Here is a 21,176-nt window from a genome sequence, read left to right on the forward strand (position 1 = left end):
CATGGAGTTATCAAGAAAAGACACAACAATACTAAAAGGCATGGCTATATTGTTGATGATTAACTTGCATCTATTTGCTAGGAAGGATATTGACGGGTTATACGTTTCATTCTTTTGGATTAATGACGTTCCAGTGGAATATTACGTTGGGTTACTTGGTGATGCTTGTAGACCAATATATTTATTTGCAACAGGATATGCTTTTTATATTGTTTATAAGAAAAACCAAGAAACCTTTGTCTTAAAGAATTTCAGACGGATACTAAAGTTGTCCGTTAATTTCTGGATTGTCTTAGTTATGTTTGTATCTATTGGGATTTTAACCGGTCAAGCAGATACGTTCCCAGGTAGTGCTTCTAAATTTTTTCAGAATTTCTTCTTTCTTTCTAATTCTTATAATGGTGCTTGGTGGTTTCTACAAGTATATATAATTATAACCCTGTTATCTCCTATCTTAATTAAGTTAGTAAAAAGATACAATCCTATAGCGTTATTTTTAGGCTCAGGTGTTATCTATTTTATTTGTTACGTCCAGTTTTATAAAAATATAATTAATGTAAGTGATTATGATTTATTAAGTTCTACTGTAAGCATGGTTACCTTGTTAGGGACCTCTCAATTATCGTTTATAATCGGCTCTATTTTTGCAAAGGAAAGAATTTATACAAAAATCCATAATAAATTCAGTAATATAGAATTTAAAAATACTTTATGTGCATTAGGGATTTTCTCACTCATTATTTTTCATGGGATAATAGAATCTGCGATTATAGGACCTATAAACGGAATCCTATTTGTATGCTTATTCTCATTAATGAATAAGAGTATTCTTGTGCAAAAAGTCTTAACTTATCTTAGTAACCACTCAACAAATTTATGGCTGATACACATGTTTTTTTATACTATGTTTATTCCGCAAGTAACTTTTTTTCCGGAGTATCCACCTTTAATATTTATTTGGTTAATTGTTTTATGTTTGATTACATCCCATGTTATTAAACTTCTATATAAACCAATTTTTAATTTAATTGATAAAAGATCACAAAAAATGGAGGGAGAGGGTCATATAAATATTAGTTGAAAATAACCTTTAAATTATACGACTCAGATGATTCCTATTAAGGGATTTTTTTTGTTTATAGAGCTGCATAGAAAAATTCTAGTACTGGCGATGCTGCTATTATGGGGAAACATACGTGTGTAGAACTTTTAAAAACTGGTTACGATGTTGTCATTTCCAATTAAAGATTATATTCTTGTTTCGGTTCGTACTATTGGTCACTGAAGTTCATTAGAGTTAGATTTTACCTGTCCTGGAATCGAGGTCTACAACCTAGGGACCGAAGAAGAAGTGAGTGTTATTCAAATATGTTGATAAGCTTTGAAGCAGGGTGTAGGAAGGAAGATTCCGTATTGTGTAAAGAAACATCGGTCCGGAGATATTGCTGTTAGTTTATGCAGTTCTTCGAAAACGGCGACAGATTGGAACGGGAAGCTGAAAGAGAGAATGGATAACTTTCTATAACAAAAAAGATGAATATAAAGGTGGGGGAATTATGAAAATAGGATTTTCAATCGAAAGCTATATTAATGCAGGTGATCATCAATGAAACGCACCTTTGATCTAGTTATCTCTATAATAGCGTTAATTTGTCTTTCCCCTATCCTCACAATTATTAGCATGATGATTTTAATAAAGATGGGAAGACCAATATGTTTCAAACAAGTTAGGCCAGGACTTCACGGCACTCCGTTTACAGTTTTCAAGTTTAGGACAATGTCTGATGCGACAGATGGAAACGGTAAATTAATGAAGGATGAGCTAAGGGCGACTCGCTTAGGTATGCTGTTACGGGCAACGAGCTTGGATGAGTTGCCGCAGTTGTTTAACGTGATTAAAGGAGAGCTAAGTTTAGTTGGACCTAGACCGTTATTAATGCAGTATTTGCCATTATACTCTGAAGAACAAAAACGTCGGCACCATGTGAGGCCAGGAATTACTGGTTGGGCACAAATTAATGGAAGAAACAGGATTACGTGGGAGGATAAATTTTATTATGATCTTGTATACGTGGACCAGCAATCCTTCCTTTTCGACCTGAAAATTATCTTATTGACTGTAAAAAAGGTAATTATAAAAGAGGGGATACAAGATAAAGGGCATTTTAGTATAGAGCCCTTTAAAGGTGAAATTAAAACAGAACCGACTACATTATATGAATGGTCTAGACAGAATATAAAAGATTGAAAGAAGATAGGTTATCGGGGTGCTGAAGATGAAATTCTTCATTAGGATCTCAATAGGAATTTTAGTTTTTCTAATCAGTTTAACAGTTTATACAATCTGGGACAATAACAGGATTAGAGTTATGGAAGAAACTATTTATATAGAAGACTTACCAGCGGATTTGCAAGGATTTCAAATTTTACAGATTGCTGATTTACATGAAAAGACGTTTGGAAAAGGACAAGAGAAGTTGATTCAAACAATTAATGAATTGGAGTATGATGTGGCTGTATTTACCGGTGATATGCTAAATGATGAGAACAGTGATAATTATGATCCTACTTATTCGCTTCTTGATGGAATGGATAACTTGAACGATGCATTATTTGTTCCTGGTAATACTGATCCTGGAGGTGTTTTTACAGGACCGACCTATTCTTTAGATCAACATGATTTTATTACTGGAATGAGTGATAGAGGCGTGGAACAATTGGATGCAGTTCAAAACGATTAATAGAGGGGATGGCAAGGTTCATTTTGTTGAATTTGGTCTTTCGCTAATAGACACATCAGCGAAGTTAGAACAACTATCAGAAGTCTCCGGTTTAAATCAAGAAGAAACGTATCAAAAGTCTTTATATGAAGAGTTGAATGTAATAGAGGTGTTAACAGATCAAGAAATCTTAATTTCGCTTTACCATTATCCTCTTGTTGATAGGAGGATAGATATTCATAAAGATGACCCGTCGGTTGTTTTCCGCGATTATGATCTTCATATTGCCGGGCATTATCATGGTGGGCAAATAAGGATTCCGTTATTAGGCGCACGGATGGTTCCGGAAGCTTATTATGAGAACAATGGTTTCTTTCCACCTAGAGACAGAGTGAGTGGTTTTTGGGAATACGATGGCTTAAACCAATATGTAAGTAGAGGTCTCGGTAGCAGCAATGCAATAGGGTTCCTTAACTTTCGGCTTTTTAATACACCTGAGATTAATTTATTGACACTTGAAAGGAAATAAGTTTTAAATTATTAAACTTATCTAAAGTATGGAGGTGATAATAATGAGACCGAAAGTAAGTATAATAGTGCCAGTATTTAACGTTGAACAATATTTAAATAGGTGTATTGATAGTATATTATCTCAAAGCTTATTTGATATTGAAGTGATTGCAATCAATGATGGATCTACAGATAAAAGTTCTAAAATACTTCATGAATATCAAACTGTCGATCAACGTGTCATAGTTATCGATCAAACAAATAAGGGAGTTTCCGCTGCCAGAAACAAAGGATTACAGATTGCCAGGGGTGAATATATTGGATTTGTTGATCCTGATGATTGGATACAGAAAGATATGTATGCACAAATGTATAATACCGCAATGGAACAAGATACAGACATCGTCATGTGTTCCTACATTCGAGAGTTTGGAAGTCATTCCAAAGAGAAACAATTTCCCTTGTCTCATCTTGAATCTTTCAGGGGAAATGAGCTAAATAAATTAATGTTGAGAAGATTAATCGGTCCACTTGAAAAGGAAATATCTAATCCGGAATATCTTGATGCTTGGGGAACTGTCTGGACCAAACTATATCGAAGCGAAGTAATACAAGACAATGACATTACCTTTACAGACTTAAATGCAATTGGTACCAACGAGGATTCATTGTTTAATATAAATGCTTTTTTTCATGCTCAGAGTTTTACTTTTATCGATAGCCCTTATTATCACTATTGGCGTGCAAACAGTTCTTCTGTTACGACAGGATACAAGCCAAACTTAATTATTCAATGGAATTCTTTATATGAAATTATAGATGATTTTATTGTTACGAATGATTTAACAGAAGAATACGAAAAGGCATTAACTAATCGTGTGTGTCTTAATACGTTAGGATTAGGGTTGAATAATATTAGTAGAAGAAATAATGTAAATGTTTTTCGGAAGATTAGACAAATTAAGTCTATTCTGAATAACACTCGGTTAAAGAATTCATTCATAGACTTTGACATAAAACAGTTTCCAATTCATTGGAAACTGTTTTATTGTTTTGCTAAGTATCGGTTTGCAACAGGTTTTTTTACGATGTTACTAGTTATTGAAGGTTTAAGAAAAGCTACCAGATAGGAGGGGAATAGTATGGAACCAATTAGGGTACTTCAAGTAGTCACTATTATGAATAGAGGCGGACTTGAAACGATGTTAATGAATTATTACCGCCAAATGGAACATAAAAAGATTCAATTTGATTTTTTAGTGCATAGGTCTGAAAGGGGCCACTATGACGATGAAATTGAAAGGTTAGGTGGGAAGATTCATAGAATGCCACATATTCGTCCAGGTAACTATCGGAAATATTTCAGAGGGCTGGATAAATTCTTCAGTGAAAACTATCATTACAAAGTCGTACATTCACATATTAATGAAAATAGTGGTTTCGTCTTAAAGGCCGCTAATCGAGCAGGCGTACCTTGCAGAATTGCTCATAGTCATTTAAGCGATTTAGGAATAGATTTAAAATTACCATTCCGTTTATATGCTAGATTAGCGATGAAGAATCAACCAAATAGATATTTTGCCTGTTCCGAAAAGGCGGGAGAATGGTTATTCGGTAAAGTTGAGAATATAAAAGTATTGAATAACGCAGTTAATGTGAAAGAGTTCCAATATAATGAAGAATTACGAAAAAAAGTTAGACGAGAACTTCAAGTCGAGAATAACTTAGTCATTGGGCATATTGGCAGATTTAATACGCAAAAAAATCATGAACTATTAATTGATATTTTTAAAAAGGTAAATGAAAAGAACCCTAATTCGACATTACTCTTAGTAGGCGAGGGTGACTTGAAAATTAGGATGGAAGAAAAGGTTAAAAAGTTAGGATTATCATCTGCAGTTAAATTTTTGGGTGTTAGAGAAGATATATCAGAGATTATGCAAGGTATGGATGTCTTTTTATTTCCTTCCTTGTTTGAAGGATTACCCGTAGTTCTTGTTGAAGCGCAAGCTGCTGGGTTAAAATGTATTGTTTCTGATACGATAACTTCGGAAACAGATGTAACGGGGCAACTCGATTTTAAAAGCCTTAAAACTTCTCCTGAGAAGTGGGCAACAGCTATTTTAAATTCTTCAGTAAGGCATAGGGACAATGCTACTGACATGCGTGAAAAAGGATTTGATACCGTTACAATGGCGACTTGGTTAACTGATTATTATATTACTGAAGCAAATGGGAGTCAATCAAAACTGGAGGTAACAGGATGAATCCAATTATAACGATTTTTACCCCAACATATAATCGTGCTTATACACTTCACTTAGGCTATGAGAGCTTGAAAAAACAAGATTGTAAAGATTTTATTTGGTTAATCATTGATGATGGATCTTCAGACAATACAAAAGATTTAGTTGATACGTGGATTCATGAAGGGGAAGTTTCGATTAGATATTACTATCAAGAAAATAAGGGGATGCACGGAGCACATAACACCGCATACGAATTAATTGAGACGGAGTTAAATATTTGCATAGATTCGGATGATTATATGGCTGATAATGCAATAGGAAAAATCATTCAATTTTGGAGAGCATATGGAAGTAGTAAATATGCTGGTATCGTTGGCTTGGATGCAAGTCCTGTGGGAAAGGTTATTGGAACAGAAATGCCAAGACATATAAAGTCTTCCACCTCTGCTGATTTATATGAAGTGCATAAAGTTAAAGGCGACAAAAAGATGGTATATCGAACAGTACTTACTCGAAAAGTACTTTCATACCCGGTTTTTGAAGGAGAGAAGTACTGCCCTCTGAGTTATAAATATATACTGATTGACCAAGAAGCTCCTTTATTAATAATGAATAAGGTTCTTTGCCATGTGGAGTATTTAGAAGATGGATCTAGTTTGAATATGTTTAAACAATACAGAAAAAATCCTAAGGGGTTTGCTTTCTTTAGGAAAGTTGCAATGCAATACGCATCTTCTCCATCATACAGGTTTCGTCAATCAGTTCACTACGTATCCAGCAGTATTATGGTAAAAAATTACAAATATTTATTTGAAACACCATGTAAGTTTAATACTTTTTTAGCAACACCATTCGGATTTGCACTTTATATGTATATACAAAAAACAAATAAATCAACAGTAGTTAAGACTCATTAAACATAGCTTGCGATGCTCTAGCAAATAGATTATAAAAAGCAGGAAACAAAGGAGGGAATGGGTTAATATGAAAGAACTAAACTTCAAGAAACTACTGCAAGAGTTCAAAGGTAAAGGGACGGAAAACCCAAACATCGAAGTAAAAGAAATGATGGAGCTTATTCAAAGTGGATTGCAAGAAGTGATTTATCCAATAAAATGGTAAATGAATTATCCCTTTCACTAACTGGGAAGTTTGGTGTTTTTACTCACCTTACAAGTATATTTGCTATAATTAAAATCAATGTAGCGATGTGAGAGAGGGGCCGTTGAATTGAAACTTTATTTATCTGTTGATATGGAAGGTATTAGTGGTTTGGTAGATTCGACATTTGTAGATTCGTCTAGCAGGAACTATCGCCGTGGTCAGGAAATGATGACGCAGGAAGCTAATCATGTGATAGAGGCCGCGTTTAGCAAGGATTGCTATGAGGTGGTTGTTAACGATAGTCATTCAAAAATGAACAACCTTTTAATCGAAGAACTTCATTCCGAAGCGAAACTTATTGCCGGGGATGTGAAGCCTTTTGCGATGGTTCAAGGGTTGGATGATAGTTTTGGTGGAGCAATGTTTATCGGTTATCATGCCAGGGCTGCGAAGGCTGGCGTGATGAGCCACACGATGACGTTTGGTGTACATAATATGTGGGTGAATGATGTGGAAGTTGGAGAGTTAGGGTTAAATGCGTATGTGGCTGGCCATTTTGGTGTTCCGTTGCTTATGGTTGCCGGGGATGATGAAACAGCGAAGGAAGCGAAGCAGCTAATCCCGAACGTTACAACTGCTATTGTAAAGGAACAACAATCAAGATCAGCTGCGATATGCTTAACACCAGCAAAAACGAAAGAATTGCTGCATGAAAAAACGAAAGAAGCCATTGAAAATGCTGCTCAAGTAAAACCTCTCGTACCCCCTGAAAATCCGACATTGAAGATTGAATTCACAAATTACGGAGAAGCGGAGTGGGCAAGTTTAATGCCTGGTACGGTTTTAGAAGAAGGGACGACGATTGTGTCTTTTCAAGCAAAGGATATCTTAGAAGCATACCGAGCGATGGTTGTCATGACAGAATTAGCGATGAAAACAGCGTTTGTATAAAGGATAGTAATGGAAAGATTAAAAAACATAGTTTTGAGAATCAAAAATGTGATAGTTGTATGCATTTAACAAATTAATTGACTCTATTAAGAGGTGCGTTAGTGGTACGAAAAGTTTCTAACTTAACTGGGGGAATGGGAAAAAGGAGCGATAACTTCAAACCCTTGCCTATCTGTATCAAGAAGCTAGTTGCCTTTTGAAATTAGAGAGTCGATTTAGTAATTGAACTTAACAAAACCGTTAGACTCATTAAAAATCACTTTATTATTTACCTTTTTTTGATTGTTCATAAGTGGCCTCCCAATAATCAACCTTCTTCTAAGAGGAATAATAAGTATTTGTTCCATCAGACTTTTTATTTAAATAATATTTATACAAATCAATAATTAATATAGGTATTTCAGTCCCTAAATCCCCTTCTATTGTTTCACATATCCAAGAGTATAAATCCTTCATCTTTTTGATGTTATTAATTCGTCCTAAATAATCGATATATTCGTACATATATCGTTCATTATACATGTCTAATCTCAACATTTTTTCCAGACATTTTTCAACTAAAATATCGGGTTCTTTATGAGCATGAGATAGTTCAATAAATTGCTCAAAGTAATTTAATACTGACTGTTTCAACCAATGTCTAAACTGGGTCCCCCATACATAATCATTTTCCTCTAAGTAATCACCGCGATAAAGTTCAAGTAGCCTTTTAATACTTGAAGGATTCACATCTTTAGCTTGTATGAATTTCTCAATCTCCATTACATCACTATCAATGGGTACAGTTAACAAATAGCGATCATTGAGAAGTGAAACTGAATTATCTACCCCAATTTCTTTCAGTTTTTTTCTTAATAGGTAGACAGTTGTATGTAAAAGCGATGTTGCTTTCGGTGCCTCCATTTCAGGCCAGAGTTCTTCCAGTAATCTTATTTTATGAACAGGGGCTTCACGATGATGCCATAAATAAACGAATAGCTCTTTAACTTTTCTTGTACGCCATTTCACTTCATTTTCTTGAAGGTCAATAAGCAGGAAGTTATTCATTGTATAAATATATAATACTTGGTTTCTCTTAGAAGATGTTCCCAGTCCGGCATGATATAAATCTAACTTATCTTGCGTTTTACTTATGGCCTTTTTTAATCGTTCTAATGAAACTGGTTTTAATAAGTAATCAATCGCATTCACCTCGAAGGCTTCTAATGCGAACTGAGAATGTGCCGTAACGAATATAACCTCTGTATGACTATAATCTGCTAGAATACTTTCAGCCAAATCAATTCCGTGAAACTCTCCCATTTCCATATCAATAAAAATTGCGTCTACCTGTATGCTTGCTAAATCACGGATCGCTGCATGTGGATCCGAGTATGCACCAATTATCTCTATACCTTCGATTTTATTTAGATTGAACGTCAAAATATCTAATGCAAGCTTCTCATCATCAATCAATAATACTCTCATCGTATAACCCCTATTAATTTCATTGTTATTAATTAGATTTTTCTGAACTATTTCTCTATCATTAAGGATCATCATTCTGCTTTCCGACTTAATAAGTACTTATATAATTTTATAATGAATAACTAAAATATGCCAATAATAAGTATTTTATACAAATTTAAGGAGGAGTATTATTTAACGAAGTATTATAGTCATATTTATGATAAAAACCTACAACTTTTAGCAGATCAGTGATAAAATGCGGGTATATAAGAAAATACTGTAAGAAAATATTAAAATAATTTCTCCATGAAAGTAGAATTTCCTAATATGAAGTTACTATCAAAAAAAAATTGGATATTAATAATTATCATTTTTCTTATTGCGATAACGTCTATACGCTTAACATGGATGAATTTTTTATCCATCTTCGACTATCCACAAAATCCCTCAGCGGTTCACGGCGTATTAGATTTACGCGAATCGGAATTTTCAAGCAACCAAACATTTACTTTGAATGGAGAATGGGAATTTTATCCCTCAAATTTTTTAAAACCAGAAGTACTAACAGATCAGGAACTATCTAAACATGAAAAAATCTATCTGAAAGTCCCAAATACTTTAGATAATGCAATTAAGTACGATGAAGATCGTTCCTTTGGCTTTGGAACTTACAGACTACGAATATTGCTCAATGATCAGAACAAGCAGACTTTTGGGTTACGTATGTACAAAATTAAAGATGCCTCTACAATATATGTGAACGGTCAATTAATAGGGGGAGCGGGACAACCAGCAACAGAAGAGGGATATCAAGAGGCTAATACGATTCCATACACAGTCAGTTTCAAACCAGATAACAATGAAATCGATTTGTTTATCCAAGTATCGAGTAATCTTAAAGAAGGTGGAATACTACAATCCATTCGTTTTGGAACAATGGAGGCAATTACGTTTCGAACTTATCTTTCCATGGGATTACAGCTTTTACTCTGCGTTGTTTTATTATTACATCTTGTGTATGCGATAGTCTTATTTTTCATTGGCTCTCCTCAGAAAAATGTTATGATTTATTTCTCATTGTTGCTCTTATCTGCTATTTTCAGTGTCCTAACTGCTGACGATAGATTATTATTTAGTTGGTTTTCAACTGGATATGAATGGTCGGTGAAAATTAGCTTCTTGTCTTATATTGGTGTGGCGGCATTTATTCCACCATTTATTAATAGTCTATTCCCTATACAGAAAAATAAAAAATTATTAAAAGCTTTTTCGATTTATTGTATGTTGGACATTTGCTTTGTCTTATTTGCATCTTCAAAGGATATTATAAACTTAACTCCTGTACTGCTAGGCTCAGTCTTGATCTTTTCAATTGTGATTTCGATTAACATGCTTCGTAGGATCGTAAAAGAAAAAGAGGAAACCATATTTCTTCTACTTGGATGCTTAACTATTGGAATAAATATTGTTTGGGTTATTATTTTGGGTAACACAACACCAGAATTGATGCATTACCCATTTGATCTAATTATTGCACTTCTTGCTTTTACCGCATTTTGGTTCAAACGATTTTTCCTAATAACTTCAGAAGCAAAACAACTTGCTGGAAAGCTACAGCTTGAAGATAAGCGAAAGGACGAGTTTCTGGTTAATACCTCTCATGAGTTGAGAAACCCGTTGCATGGAATTATAAATATTATTCAATCGATATTGGATGATCAAACGTCCCCTCCAAGTAATGAGCATAGAAAACGCTTAAACATCTTGATCCATGTCAGTAAGCGTATGTCTTTCATGTTAAATGATTTGCTAGAGGTTACCAGACTGAAAGAAAAAACTATTCAACTAGACATAAATAAGGTAAGGGTGCAATCAGTGGTTACAGGCGTTCTCGACATGATTAAACTAATGTTAGAAGGGAAACCGATCGATTTACAGGTAGACATTGCTAACACTTTTCCAGCAGTAAAGGCCGATGAACGCAGACTTATTCAAATTCTATTTAATTTACTACATAATGCGGTGAAGTTCACGGATAAAGGAACGATCTCGATTCGCTCATATGAATCAAACGGAATGGCTTATATTGAAGTAGAAGATACGGGGATTGGCATTGAGAAAGATGTTTCACAAAATATTTTCCACCCCTATGAACAAGCTGCTCGAAATTCGAAAAGAGCAAGTGGTGGATTTGGGCTAGGGTTAAACATCTGTAAGCAATTAGTAGAATTGCATAATGGAACGTTAACTGTTCGCTCAGATATAGGACAAGGTTCTGTTTTCATTTTTACACTACCTTTATACGATGGTACCGATGATGCAGAAGAAAGATGTCGCTACTCGAGCATGGTTGAATCTGTTAATATGATTGCTGCCTCATCTGAAGTCTCTGATTCTAAAAGAACATCTAATCCAGTTAATGGCAATCCTAAACTATTGGCTGTAGACGATGATCCGATAAACTTAAACATCCTAACTAATATCCTTGAAGTTGAAGGTTATAAATTGATTACAGCGACAAGTGCAACCGAAGCAATGACCAAGCTTGAAACAGAACACTACGATCTTGTAATCTCTGATGTAATGATGCCGAACACATCAGGCTATGAGTTAACTCGTAATATCCGGGAACGATTTTCTATCTCTGAACTGCCTGTGTTGTTATTGACTGCTAGAACCCGCCCTGAAGATATTATGACCGGCTTTCAGTCTGGTGCGAATGACTACGTAACAAAACCGGTCGATACTTTAGAATTAAAAGCAAGAGTCCGTGCATTAACAGAGTTAAAAATGTCTATCGAAGATCGCATCCGTATGGAGGGAGCTTGGCTACAATCGCAAATCCAACCACATTTTCTATTTAATACATTAAATTCTATCGCTGCACTGGGCATGATTGATGTTTCGAAAATGCAACGGCTTCTTGAAGAGTTCAGCAATTATTTACGGGTAAGCTTTGATTTTAAAAATTCCGATCCTATTGTATCCCTTGATCATGAACTATTGCTTGTCCGTTCCTATTTATATATTGAAAAGCAACGATTTGAAGAGCGACTAACAATTCAGTGGGATATAGAAGCAGATATTGATGTATCTATACCTCCACTATCCATACAGCCGCTTGTTGAAAATGCTGTAAAACATGGCATTCTAAAACAGGAAAATGGAGGAACAGTTTGTATTCGGATAAAAAAACACCCTCACTATACTGAAATTTCTATAATTGATGATGGAAAAGGCATGAAAAAGGATGAGCTTCAGGGACTTCTCTTTAAAAAAGACGACTCCCAAAAAAGGATTAGTGTAGGGCTGAATAATACAGATCGTCGACTAAAGCAGCTTTTTGGTCAAGGATTAAAGATTCAAAGTGAACCGGAACAAGGAACAATCGTAAGTTTTCAAATACCAAATGAGGAATGAATCCCTTTAGATTCTTTCCTTATTTTTATTATTAACCCACCTTCACATTTATCTACATAAATAAAAGGTACGGCTTCATAAACTTTAACTAAAGCTTATAATTAACTTGTTTGCTTCTTAAAAACTCTCTTACTTCGTCTTTAGTTAATCCAATATTTTTTGCTTTATTAATGAGTCTAAGCCATTCGTGGTCCAAAACTTGCTTTTCTGGCTGTAGTTTTTCTCTCTTCATATATGATCTCCTTTACTCTGTTCTAGCTATTGCTGTTTCATAGATTACATAAACAATATATATATTTATAACATTCTACTCTAAACAAATACTGAACATGCGAACTTGTCTTGCTACATTCTGATCCTTTTGACTAACTCGTTTTTGGCAATTCTGATTGTAACTCCTCTTAAAATTAATTACCGAGTCACCAGTTACATGGACTTGAAAGAGATGGTTGGGATAGCAAACATGCGACCGTTAGTACCTTCGAATCCAGTCTTGTAACTTGACATTAATTTAAAAGAGGAAGTGTTAATAGGTCAATAAATATTTTGCACCAAAACGAGCGTAGCATATGTTGAAACGATATAAAAAACAAAGGAGAAGGAAATGAAAGCTTGCGGAATGACTGCAGTAATCGTAGGTGTCCTCTACATCATTGGAACGGTATCAGGGATTTTAAGCTTTATTGGAGAGGATTTTCTAACTAGAATTGCTGCTTATCCGTCGCATCCTTCCCTTTTCGTATTCATACCACCCTTAATTAAATTAATTAAAAAAGTCCATTCCATTCTTCTCCCTATTCATGTATACTTAAATTAACGACAAAAGAAAGCGTTATAACTAGTTTGTTAATTTAATTAATAAAGCGAACAAAAGGCGCTATACGGGGCTGAAGCGTTGCCCGCGGAACGCGTCGGCCTTTAATTCGATTACTGTCCTGTTCTAAATAAAACAACCATTAATATGAGAGAATAGAAAGAAATGCTTGAAGAAGTGTAAGGTGGTGACTCCGGCGGTAAGGGACATGGTTCTTATTGCCGAGGAGACTGAAGCGTTGCAGTGCGGAAAGCCCCAGCTTGTAATGGATTCGAGAACCGGTAAACTTGAACTTAATAAAAGACGGCTATGCCGTTTTTCTTAGGAGGTTATAAAATGAGAGAAGAATTAATGTTGTCATTTAAAGAAGTATTTAAAAGCTCTGAGGAACCAAAGGTGTATCTGTCTCCAGGACGAGTAAATTTAATAGGGGAGCATACGGATTACAATGGTGGGTATGTGTTCCCTTGTGCGTTAAGTGTTGGGACCTATATCGTCATTTCACCGAGAGAGGATCGTACTATTCGTTTTTACTCCAAAAATTTCGAGGACTTAGGAGTGATTGAAACGAACCTGGATGACTTGAGCTTTCGAGAGGAACATGATTGGGCGAACTACCCGAAAGGAGTCCTTTCTTTGTTTAAAGAGAAGGGATTAACAGGAACTCACGGATTCGATGCCTTGTTTTTCGGTAACATTCCAAATGGGGCCGGACTTTCTTCTTCGGCTTCGATTGAACTTGCGATGGCGGTGGCGTGGGATGAGATGAATCATTTCCAGATGGAACGAATTCCAATGGTGCAACTGTGCCAGCAAGCAGAGAATGAATATATCGGCGTGAATTGCGGTGTAATGGACCAATTTGCGATTGGCATGGGGAAGAAGGATCAAGCGATATTATTAGACTGTGACACCCTTGAGTACAGCTATGCACCGGTGAAGTTAGAAGGTGTAAAGCTTGTGCTTGCGAATACGAATAAACGACGAGGTTTAGCTGATTCGAAATATAATGAACGTCGCAGTGAATGTGAAGAAGCATTGGCTGACCTTCAAAAGGAAGTTTCCATTAATCACCTTTGTGAACTGACAACGGAGCAATTTGAAAACCATAAGTCTGTAATTCAAAACGATACAGCGATGCGTCGTGCGAAACATGCCATTGCAGAAAATGGACGAACAAAGTTGGCACATAAAAGACTGGAAGAAGGAAATCTCATTGCGGTGGGTGAATTAATGAATGAGTCACACCGGTCATTACGTGATGACTATGAAGTCACAGGAGAGCATTTGGATGCTCTTGTGGAAGCGGCTTGGAAAGAGCCATCTGTTTTAGGGGCAAGAATGACAGGTGCTGGCTTCGGTGGATGTACAGTAAATTTGATTAAGGAAGATAACATAGAGGAAGTGCTCGCTCGTATTGCGGGAGACTATAAGCAACGAACAGGCATTGAAACAGAGTTTTATGTAGTAGATGTTGGAGATGGAACGAGAGAATTAACTAAAGGAGAGTGATCGCAAAATGGCAGTATTAGTATGTGGTGGAGCTGGATATATCGGAAGTCATGGCGTGGCAGAATTACTAAACCGTGGGGAAGAAGTTATTGTCGTCGATAATTTACAGATGGGGCACCGGGAAGCGGTCTTAAACGGAGCAACCTTCTATGAAGGCGACTTGCGAGATGGGCTAACATTAGACAGAGTTTTCAAAAACCATAATATCGATTCTGTCATTCACTTTGCCGCGGATTCGCTCGTTGGAGTAAGTGTGGAGCAGCCCCTTGATTATTATGAAAATAACGTGTACGGCGCGATCTGCCTATTGAAGAAGATGAAAGAATATGACATAAAACATATCGTGTTTTCTTCTACAGCAGCGACTTACGGAGAACCAACAACGATTCCAATCGAGGAAACAGAACCAACGATTCCGACAAATCCATATGGGGAGACAAAGCTTGCGATTGAGAAAATGCTGAAGTGGAGTGCCAATGCTTATGGAATGACATATGTGGTTCTTCGTTACTTTAATGTAGCAGGAGCTCATCCAACAGAGGAAATTGGAGAAGACCATCAGCCTGAAAGTCATCTCATTCCGATTGTGTTACAGGTCGCTTTAGGACAGAGAGAAAAGATCATGATTTTTGGCGACGACTATGATACTCCGGATGGAACATGTATTCGTGACTATATCCATGTAAAAGATTTGATTCAAGCCCATTTAGAAGCACTCACGTATTTACGTGATGGCGGGGAACCGGATGTTTTTAATCTTGGTAACGGAAATGGCTTTAGTGTAAAAGAAGTTATTGATACGGTAGAGAAAGTGACCAAAATCGAAATTCCGCGAGAGATTGCCCCAAGAAGAAGTGGGGATCCGGCAGCTCTTGTAGCTTCATCAGAAAAAGCGAAGAAAGTGCTTGGCTGGGAGCCTGAGTATGCGGATATGACTAAGATGATTGAAACTGCTTGGAACTGGCACCGTCAACATCCTAACGGATATGAATCGAAGTCTTAAGGAGGCAGCGAAATGAGAATAGACGAGCAACTAAACGAGCTTGTTCAATATGCTTTGAAAAAGCAACTGATTGATGCGGAGGATCTTATTTATTGTAAAAATCAGGTGATGGAGGTTCTCGGAGTAAAAGAAGCTTTATCAGATGTTCGTGCAGCGACTTTTCCGGATCGCGAGCTTCAAACAATTCTGGACGACATTCTTGACTGGGCAGTTAGTGAAGGGCAATTAAAGGATACAGTAACCGAACGGGATCTGTTAGACACGAAGCTAATGGCAGTTTTTATGGATAAACCCTCACAGGTAGTCAAAGAATTTAATCGTATCTCTAAGGTCGATTCTGTGGTAGCAGCAACAGCTTGGTTTTATGAGATAAACAAGGATATTCATTATATTCGCAGAGATCGGATTGCGAAGAATGTCAGCTGGGCCACCCCTACTGACTATGGTGATCTTGATATTACGATTAACTTGTCAAAGCCGGAGAAGGATCCAGCTGAAATAGCTGCAGCTAAAAAAGCAGCGAGTTCGAACTATCCATTATGTTTGTTGTGTAAAGAGAATGTTGGGTACGAAGGAAGATTGAATCATCCTGCTAGACAAAACTTGCGGACCATTCCTGTGGAAATGAATAAAGAAGAATGGCATCTTCAGTTTTCGCCATATGTATATTACCATGAGCATGCGATTGTGTTATCAGCAAAACATGAACCGATGAAAATTACGGAACAAACATTTGAGAGACTTCTCGATTTTTGTGGAGAATTCCAGCACTATTTTATCGGTTCTAACGCTGACCTTCCGATAGTTGGGGGATCGATTCTTAGTCATGATCATTATCAGGCTGGGAAGTATGAATTCCCTATGGCGAGAGCAGAGAATGAAGAAACGGAAAGCCTTGTTAACTTTGGAGATGTATCAGTGAGCAAAATTAAATGGCCGATGTCTGTATTACGGGTGAAAGGTTCTTCGAAACAGGAGGTTGTTCGTGCCTCGGAAATGGTCCGGCAGAAGTGGCAGCATTATAGTGATGAGAGTGTTGGCGTACACGCTTTTTCTGACGAAACACCTCACAATACAATCACACCAATTGCACGATATCGTAACAATAAATTCGAGATCGATTTAGTGCTGCGAAACAATCGAACGTCCGATGAACATCCTATGGGTATTTTTCATCCTCATGAAGAAGTTCACCATATTAAAAAAGAGAATATCGGTTTAATAGAAGTCATGGGACTAGCCGTGTTACCTGGTCGGCTTAAAGAAGAAATAAGGCTACTGACTGAAGCAGTGTTAACGGATAATCCGGAAAAGGCGATTGCCGAAAATGAAGAGATTGCAAAACATCTGGATTGGGCAATGCAGCTTTTAAGCAAGTACGATCATTTAACATTAGAAAAAACAGAAGCTATTCTGCAACAGGAAATAGGAAAAGTATTTGCAACAATCCTTTCCCATGCTGGCGTATTCAAACGCGACCAGGAAGGACAAAACGCGTTCTTAACATTTATGGAATCATTGAAAGAGGCAAAGTAATGAGCATACAGAAAACCGGTAGTTTTCAAGGGATGAAGTCCTTAAATCGCTCGATCATCTTAAACTCGATTCGGGTTCATGGAATGATATCGCGTTCCGAGATTGCCAAAGAAACGAGGTTAACTCCACCGACCGTGACAAATATTGTTGCGGAACTAATTCTGGCTAATTTAGTGGTTGAACGTCGACCCGGGACTTCAAATGGTGGAAGAAAACCGATTCTTTTAGCCATAAATGCAGATAGTCGTTTTATTATTGGCGTTGATGTCGGTGTGAAAAAAGTGCGTCTTGCCTTAACAAACCTTAATGCGGAAGTATCGATGCGTAGAACGGAAGAACTCCCGTCCGGTTTGAATGAGGGAGGATTTCTACTATTTCTAAAAGAGATTGTTTCAAAGTTTAAACAAGAGATCGAAAAGGGTGTTCAAGAGAAAATTATTGGAATTGGTGTGGCCATGCACGGCATTGTCGACCATACAAGTGGAATTGCCATCCACGCACCTACGTTAAAGCTGGAAAATGTTCCGGTAAAAGAGGCGTTAGAAGAGACATTTTCATTACCAGTGCGGGTTGAGAATGATGCTAAGGCTTTGGCTTTAGGAGAGAAATGGTTTGGTGTTGGGAAAGATATGGACCACTTTTTCTGTTTGAATGTAGGCGAAGGGATTGGTGGTGGACTTGTGCAAAGTGGGCAGCTCGTCCATGGAAATGACAGCTTGGCTGGCGAGATTGGTCACACCGTCGTTGACTTGAGGGGACCCGTTTGTTCTTGTGGAAATCGAGGTTGTCTAGAAGCATTCTCATCGGGAAATGCACTTAAATTTAAGGGGAAGCAATTAATGAATGCCGGGAAGGCGCCAAAACTCACAGAAAAATTACGTGAAACGTTAAGTCCTATATCTGGGAAGATCATTTATGAGTGTGCAGTGGAGGGTGACACGGTTTCGCGTGAAATCCTTGAGGAAGCCGGAGAGTATTTAGGTATTGGAATACTTAATCTCATTCATCTAATTAATCCGCAAATGATCATTCTTGGCGGCGGTGTTTCTCAAGCCAGTAATTTCTTACTGAAGCCTATAAATGAGGTAGTTTCAGCGAGAGCGTTGAGTGATCGTGCAAAAAAAACAGAAATTGTCGTTTCTAAATTAGGAGAAGAGGGTTCGTTGATCGGAGCGGTGACACTCGTTTTATCAGAGCTGTTCAGTCATGAGTATTAGACGTATTATTCTTCCAAACATCAAATCAATCTCTTCTTGGAATCCCTAATGTTTTATTCGTTAAATGTCTCCAACTGATGTAGAATAGGAGACAATGATAATTTACGAAGTTAGGGGGAGTGACAATTGACTAGTATTCAGCAATTGAAGAATAAAGTCTTAGAGAAAACTCATTTAGTTTTTATTATAAGTGATCCAGATCAGCAGGATAATCCAATTATTTATGCGAATCAAGGTTTTACTGCGTTAACTGGCTACTCTCAGGAAGAAGTGATTGGAAAAAATTGTCGCTTTCTGCAAGGGGATGGGACTAACCAACAAACTCTTAATGAACTAAAGGAAGCCATTAATCGTAAAGAGCCGATTTCTGTGGAAATTTTAAACTATAAAAAAAATGGAGAATCTTTTTGGAACTTGCTTCATATTGATCCCATTTATTTTGAGGATGAAGACAAGCACTTTTTTGTAGGCATTCAAAAAGACATTACTCCATTGAAAGAAACAGAAATGCAAATGGAAAAAATAAAAAAAGAAATTGAGTTATTATCTACTCCGATTGTCCCTATTCAGGATGATGTAGCGATCTTACCTTTAATTGGTAATATTGATGAAAGGCGAATCGATAATATTGTCGACCAGTTGCTACCACAATTGGCTAAAGGTGATATTGAGGTATTGATTGTTGATTTGTCTGGGCTCGCGACACTGAACGAACATTCGATGATTGGTTTGTTTCAGCTAAGCGATCTTCTTCAGTTAAAAGGGGTAAAATTAATTATTAGTGGAATTACACCTAAAATAGCGATGATGGCTAAAAACTTGAATTACGATCTATCCAGTCTTGCTACCTGCGGGACGGTAAAGCAAGGTTTGGAAACCATAGAAAGATCTAAAAAGGCAAAGCTAGCAAAAAGTTAAATATAAGAAAAACGGCATAGCCGTCTTTTATTAAATTCAGCGTTAGCTTCTGCCGCCATCATTTAAGTAGCAAGGGTGGGGTTCCCTTGCTGCGCGCGGCATGAAGGTAGCTGTCATCTTTCTTATCTTGAAAGAAAAACGGCATAGCCGTCTTTTGTTAAATGCAGTGTTATCTTTCGCCACCCCCGAGTAGCACCTACGTAGTGCGTGTAGGTGCTACTCGATAGGAGATGGGTTTCCCTTGACACGCGTGGCGTAAAGATAGCTGCCAACTTATACATTCAAGGGACTGAAAAAGTCGATTTACTTTTTCAGTCCCTTCTTAGTGAGAAGTTTGAGTCGGCATAGGTATATAGTATTTATAATAATAGTAGTAAGGTTATCAAAAGAATGGTAGTATAATGGTTTGTGCAGGTGTGGGAGGTGGATGAATAGGTGAAAAATAGATTGATAATTAGTATATTCTATCTAGTAGGATTGATGTTTGTCTCATTTGGTGTGAGCATGATGATATTAGCCCGACTGGGTGCGGGTCCCTGGGATGCCTTGTTTGTTGCGCTCTCGGAAAATCTAGGATTAACAGTTGGAAGCTGGACATTCATTGTGGGGTTTTTCCTTATCCTTTTAAACGGTCTCCTAATGAAAAAAATGCCGGATTTCTCAGCTTTAATTACGATGTTCATTATAGGCTTGTTTATAGATTTTTGGCTTGTGTTCGTGTTTGCTGACTTAGTAATGATGCAGTTAACGCTAAGAGCAGGAATGCTCATTACCGGAATCTTAAGTATCGCTGTTGGCGTATCTATGTATCTACAATCTAACTTTGCTAGAAATCCGATCGATAATTTAATGATGGCATTTCACTATTTAACTGGAAAAAGCTTATCGTTTTCCAAGACATTTTTAGAAGTACTTGTGTTGGTAATTGCTTTTATCATCGGGGGTCCGATAGGAGTAGGAACGATTTTGGTTGCTTTTGGCATAGGCCCTCTTATTCAGGTCTTTTTTAAACCAGTGACAAAATTGCGAAATTACTTTACTGGGGGTCTGTCCCCTCAGTTGTTTTCATAGTATGTTAAATCCGTCAGCTTCTGTTAGTACAGAGGCTGACGGATTTATTTTTGGGAGAATGCTCGAGACTCCTTATTTGTTAGATAGATTGGAAAAAAGCAGGTACCCAACTAAAGGGACCTGCTTTTTATTCGACATATATAAGAAACGTTTTTTCCTTATATACGATCTCGTTATGATTTATATTCGATCATATATTGCCGCGGTAAATCACTGCAATAGACTAAATAATTGCTTAAGTAATGAAAGCCCTACCTCTCTTTCATCTCTGCGGCTCCGAGACCGCGCCAGTTTAAATAAGGCATACTCGAAGTTTTAACAGGATTCCAGATCTTTTTAATACGATCAAATCACAGCTTTTAGGGTGAAATATGCTGTGTACGTCTAACTGTTTAAAATTAATTTTAAATAATATGAACCATAACTACATCGTGTTTTTCAAGCACGAAGATAATCTTAACTGAAATAGCTAACTTTGTCAAGTGTCATTATGATAGTGGAGTTATCTAAGAAAGAATTAGAGCGTTTTTTAAATGATAGGGATGCTCTTAATAGTTACATGCAGATGCTTTTCTCAGGCACGATACTGAGGAAAGACAATGCAAAAAAAGACTGGCTTGGTACCGACCCCCGAAAGTTAGAGTAGAAAATCTAACTTTCGGGGGTGTTTTTATGGCCAAATATAGTGAAGAATTTAAAATG

General features: G+C 36.9%; 19 protein-coding genes. 17 read left to right on the plus strand and 2 right to left on the minus strand.

Features of this window, described 5'->3' with window-relative positions:
- Position 1: 1 nt before the first annotated feature.
- The 9 genes from CEF18_RS25015 (at position 2) to CEF18_RS25050 (ending at position 7,534) form a co-directional block, all read left to right on the plus strand.
- Positions 2-1,081, plus strand: a complete 1,080-nt coding sequence (locus tag CEF18_RS25015; protein ID WP_110939213.1) for an acyltransferase family protein — start codon at positions 2-4, stop codon at positions 1,079-1,081.
- A gap of 525 nt (positions 1,082-1,606) precedes the next feature.
- On the plus strand, positions 1,607-2,248 hold the full coding sequence (locus CEF18_RS25020) for a sugar transferase (RefSeq protein ID WP_110939214.1): 642 nt from the start codon (positions 1,607-1,609) through the stop codon (positions 2,246-2,248).
- Between the two features lie 121 nt (positions 2,249-2,369).
- Positions 2,370-2,741: a metallophosphoesterase gene (locus CEF18_RS25025; protein WP_147422003.1), complete on the plus strand. Its 372-nt coding sequence runs from the start codon at positions 2,370-2,372 to the stop codon at positions 2,739-2,741.
- Positions 2,722-3,249 carry a metallophosphoesterase gene (locus tag CEF18_RS25030; protein WP_110939216.1) on the plus strand — a complete coding sequence of 176 codons (528 nt, stop codon included), beginning with the start codon at positions 2,722-2,724 and terminating at the stop codon, positions 3,247-3,249. Before CEF18_RS25025 ends, CEF18_RS25030 begins: the two co-directional genes overlap by 20 nt.
- 43 nt (positions 3,250-3,292) lie before the next feature.
- Entirely contained in the window at positions 3,293-4,360 is a 1,068-nt protein-coding gene (locus CEF18_RS25035; RefSeq protein ID WP_110939217.1) for a glycosyltransferase, read from the plus strand.
- Positions 4,361-4,372: 12 nt separating this feature from the next.
- Positions 4,373-5,497 carry a glycosyltransferase family 1 protein gene (locus tag CEF18_RS25040; protein WP_110939218.1) on the plus strand — a complete coding sequence of 375 codons (1,125 nt, stop codon included), beginning with the start codon at positions 4,373-4,375 and terminating at the stop codon, positions 5,495-5,497.
- Complete coding sequence (locus tag CEF18_RS25045) at positions 5,494-6,396, plus strand: glycosyltransferase family 2 protein (protein ID WP_110939219.1); 903 nt, start codon at positions 5,494-5,496, stop codon at positions 6,394-6,396. The genes CEF18_RS25040 and CEF18_RS25045 overlap by 4 nt, the downstream gene beginning before the upstream one ends.
- 67 nt (positions 6,397-6,463) lie before the next feature.
- Positions 6,464-6,601 (plus strand): hypothetical protein, encoded by a 138-nt coding sequence (locus tag CEF18_RS26245; RefSeq protein ID WP_183041137.1) that lies wholly within the window; start codon positions 6,464-6,466, stop codon positions 6,599-6,601.
- 108 nt (positions 6,602-6,709) lie between these two features.
- The gene (locus tag CEF18_RS25050; protein WP_110939220.1) at positions 6,710-7,534 is read left to right on the plus strand and encodes a M55 family metallopeptidase; all 825 of its coding nucleotides are present in this window, start codon (positions 6,710-6,712) and stop codon (positions 7,532-7,534) included.
- 318 nt (positions 7,535-7,852) lie between these two features.
- Here the strand turns inward: CEF18_RS25050 and CEF18_RS25055 are convergent, their stop codons facing one another.
- The gene (locus CEF18_RS25055; protein ID WP_183041138.1) at positions 7,853-9,001 is read right to left on the minus strand and encodes a response regulator; all 1,149 of its coding nucleotides are present in this window, start codon (positions 8,999-9,001) and stop codon (positions 7,853-7,855) included.
- A 309-nt stretch (positions 9,002-9,310) separates the two neighbouring features.
- Here CEF18_RS25055 and CEF18_RS25060 point away from each other — a divergent pair, with 309 nt between their 5' ends.
- Positions 9,311-12,403, plus strand: coding sequence for a hybrid sensor histidine kinase/response regulator (locus CEF18_RS25060; RefSeq protein WP_110939222.1), 3,093 nt, complete (start codon positions 9,311-9,313; stop codon positions 12,401-12,403).
- 88 nt (positions 12,404-12,491) lie between these two features.
- On the opposite strand, the gene CEF18_RS25065 is transcribed toward CEF18_RS25060, so the two are convergent.
- The gene (locus CEF18_RS25065; protein WP_110939223.1) at positions 12,492-12,635 is read right to left on the minus strand and encodes an anti-repressor SinI family protein; all 144 of its coding nucleotides are present in this window, start codon (positions 12,633-12,635) and stop codon (positions 12,492-12,494) included.
- 372 nt (positions 12,636-13,007) lie between these two features.
- On the opposite strand from CEF18_RS25065, the gene CEF18_RS25070 reads away from it, so the two are divergent.
- The 7 genes from CEF18_RS25070 to CEF18_RS25100 all read left to right on the plus strand — a co-directional run bounded on the left by CEF18_RS25070 (position 13,008) and on the right by CEF18_RS25100 (position 20,474).
- Positions 13,008-13,220, plus strand: coding sequence for a hypothetical protein (locus tag CEF18_RS25070; RefSeq protein ID WP_110939224.1), 213 nt, complete (start codon positions 13,008-13,010; stop codon positions 13,218-13,220).
- Positions 13,221-13,553: 333 nt separating this feature from the next.
- Positions 13,554-14,729 (plus strand): galactokinase, encoded by a 1,176-nt coding sequence (locus CEF18_RS25075; protein WP_110939225.1) that lies wholly within the window; start codon positions 13,554-13,556, stop codon positions 14,727-14,729.
- A gap of 7 nt (positions 14,730-14,736) precedes the next feature.
- Positions 14,737-15,732, plus strand: coding sequence for a UDP-glucose 4-epimerase GalE (galE, locus tag CEF18_RS25080; RefSeq protein ID WP_110939226.1), 996 nt, complete (start codon positions 14,737-14,739; stop codon positions 15,730-15,732).
- 12 nt (positions 15,733-15,744) lie between these two features.
- Positions 15,745-17,268: a UDP-glucose--hexose-1-phosphate uridylyltransferase gene (galT, locus tag CEF18_RS25085; protein WP_110939227.1), complete on the plus strand. Its 1,524-nt coding sequence runs from the start codon at positions 15,745-15,747 to the stop codon at positions 17,266-17,268.
- On the plus strand, positions 17,268-18,485 hold the full coding sequence (locus CEF18_RS25090) for an ROK family transcriptional regulator (RefSeq protein ID WP_110939228.1): 1,218 nt from the start codon (positions 17,268-17,270) through the stop codon (positions 18,483-18,485). The genes galT and CEF18_RS25090 overlap by 1 nt, the downstream gene beginning before the upstream one ends.
- Positions 18,486-18,611: 126 nt before the next feature.
- A complete protein-coding gene (locus CEF18_RS25095; RefSeq protein ID WP_110939229.1) occupies positions 18,612-19,403 on the plus strand; it encodes a YtvA family blue-light photoreceptor in 792 nt (263 codons plus the stop codon).
- A 435-nt stretch (positions 19,404-19,838) separates the two neighbouring features.
- Positions 19,839-20,474 carry a YczE/YyaS/YitT family protein gene (locus CEF18_RS25100; protein ID WP_110939230.1) on the plus strand — a complete coding sequence of 212 codons (636 nt, stop codon included), beginning with the start codon at positions 19,839-19,841 and terminating at the stop codon, positions 20,472-20,474.
- Positions 20,475-21,176: the final 702 nt, after the last annotated feature.

Source organism: Salipaludibacillus neizhouensis (genome assembly GCF_002886185.1).
GTDB classification, from domain to species: Bacteria; Bacillota; Bacilli; order Bacillales; family Salisediminibacteriaceae; genus Salipaludibacillus; species Salipaludibacillus neizhouensis.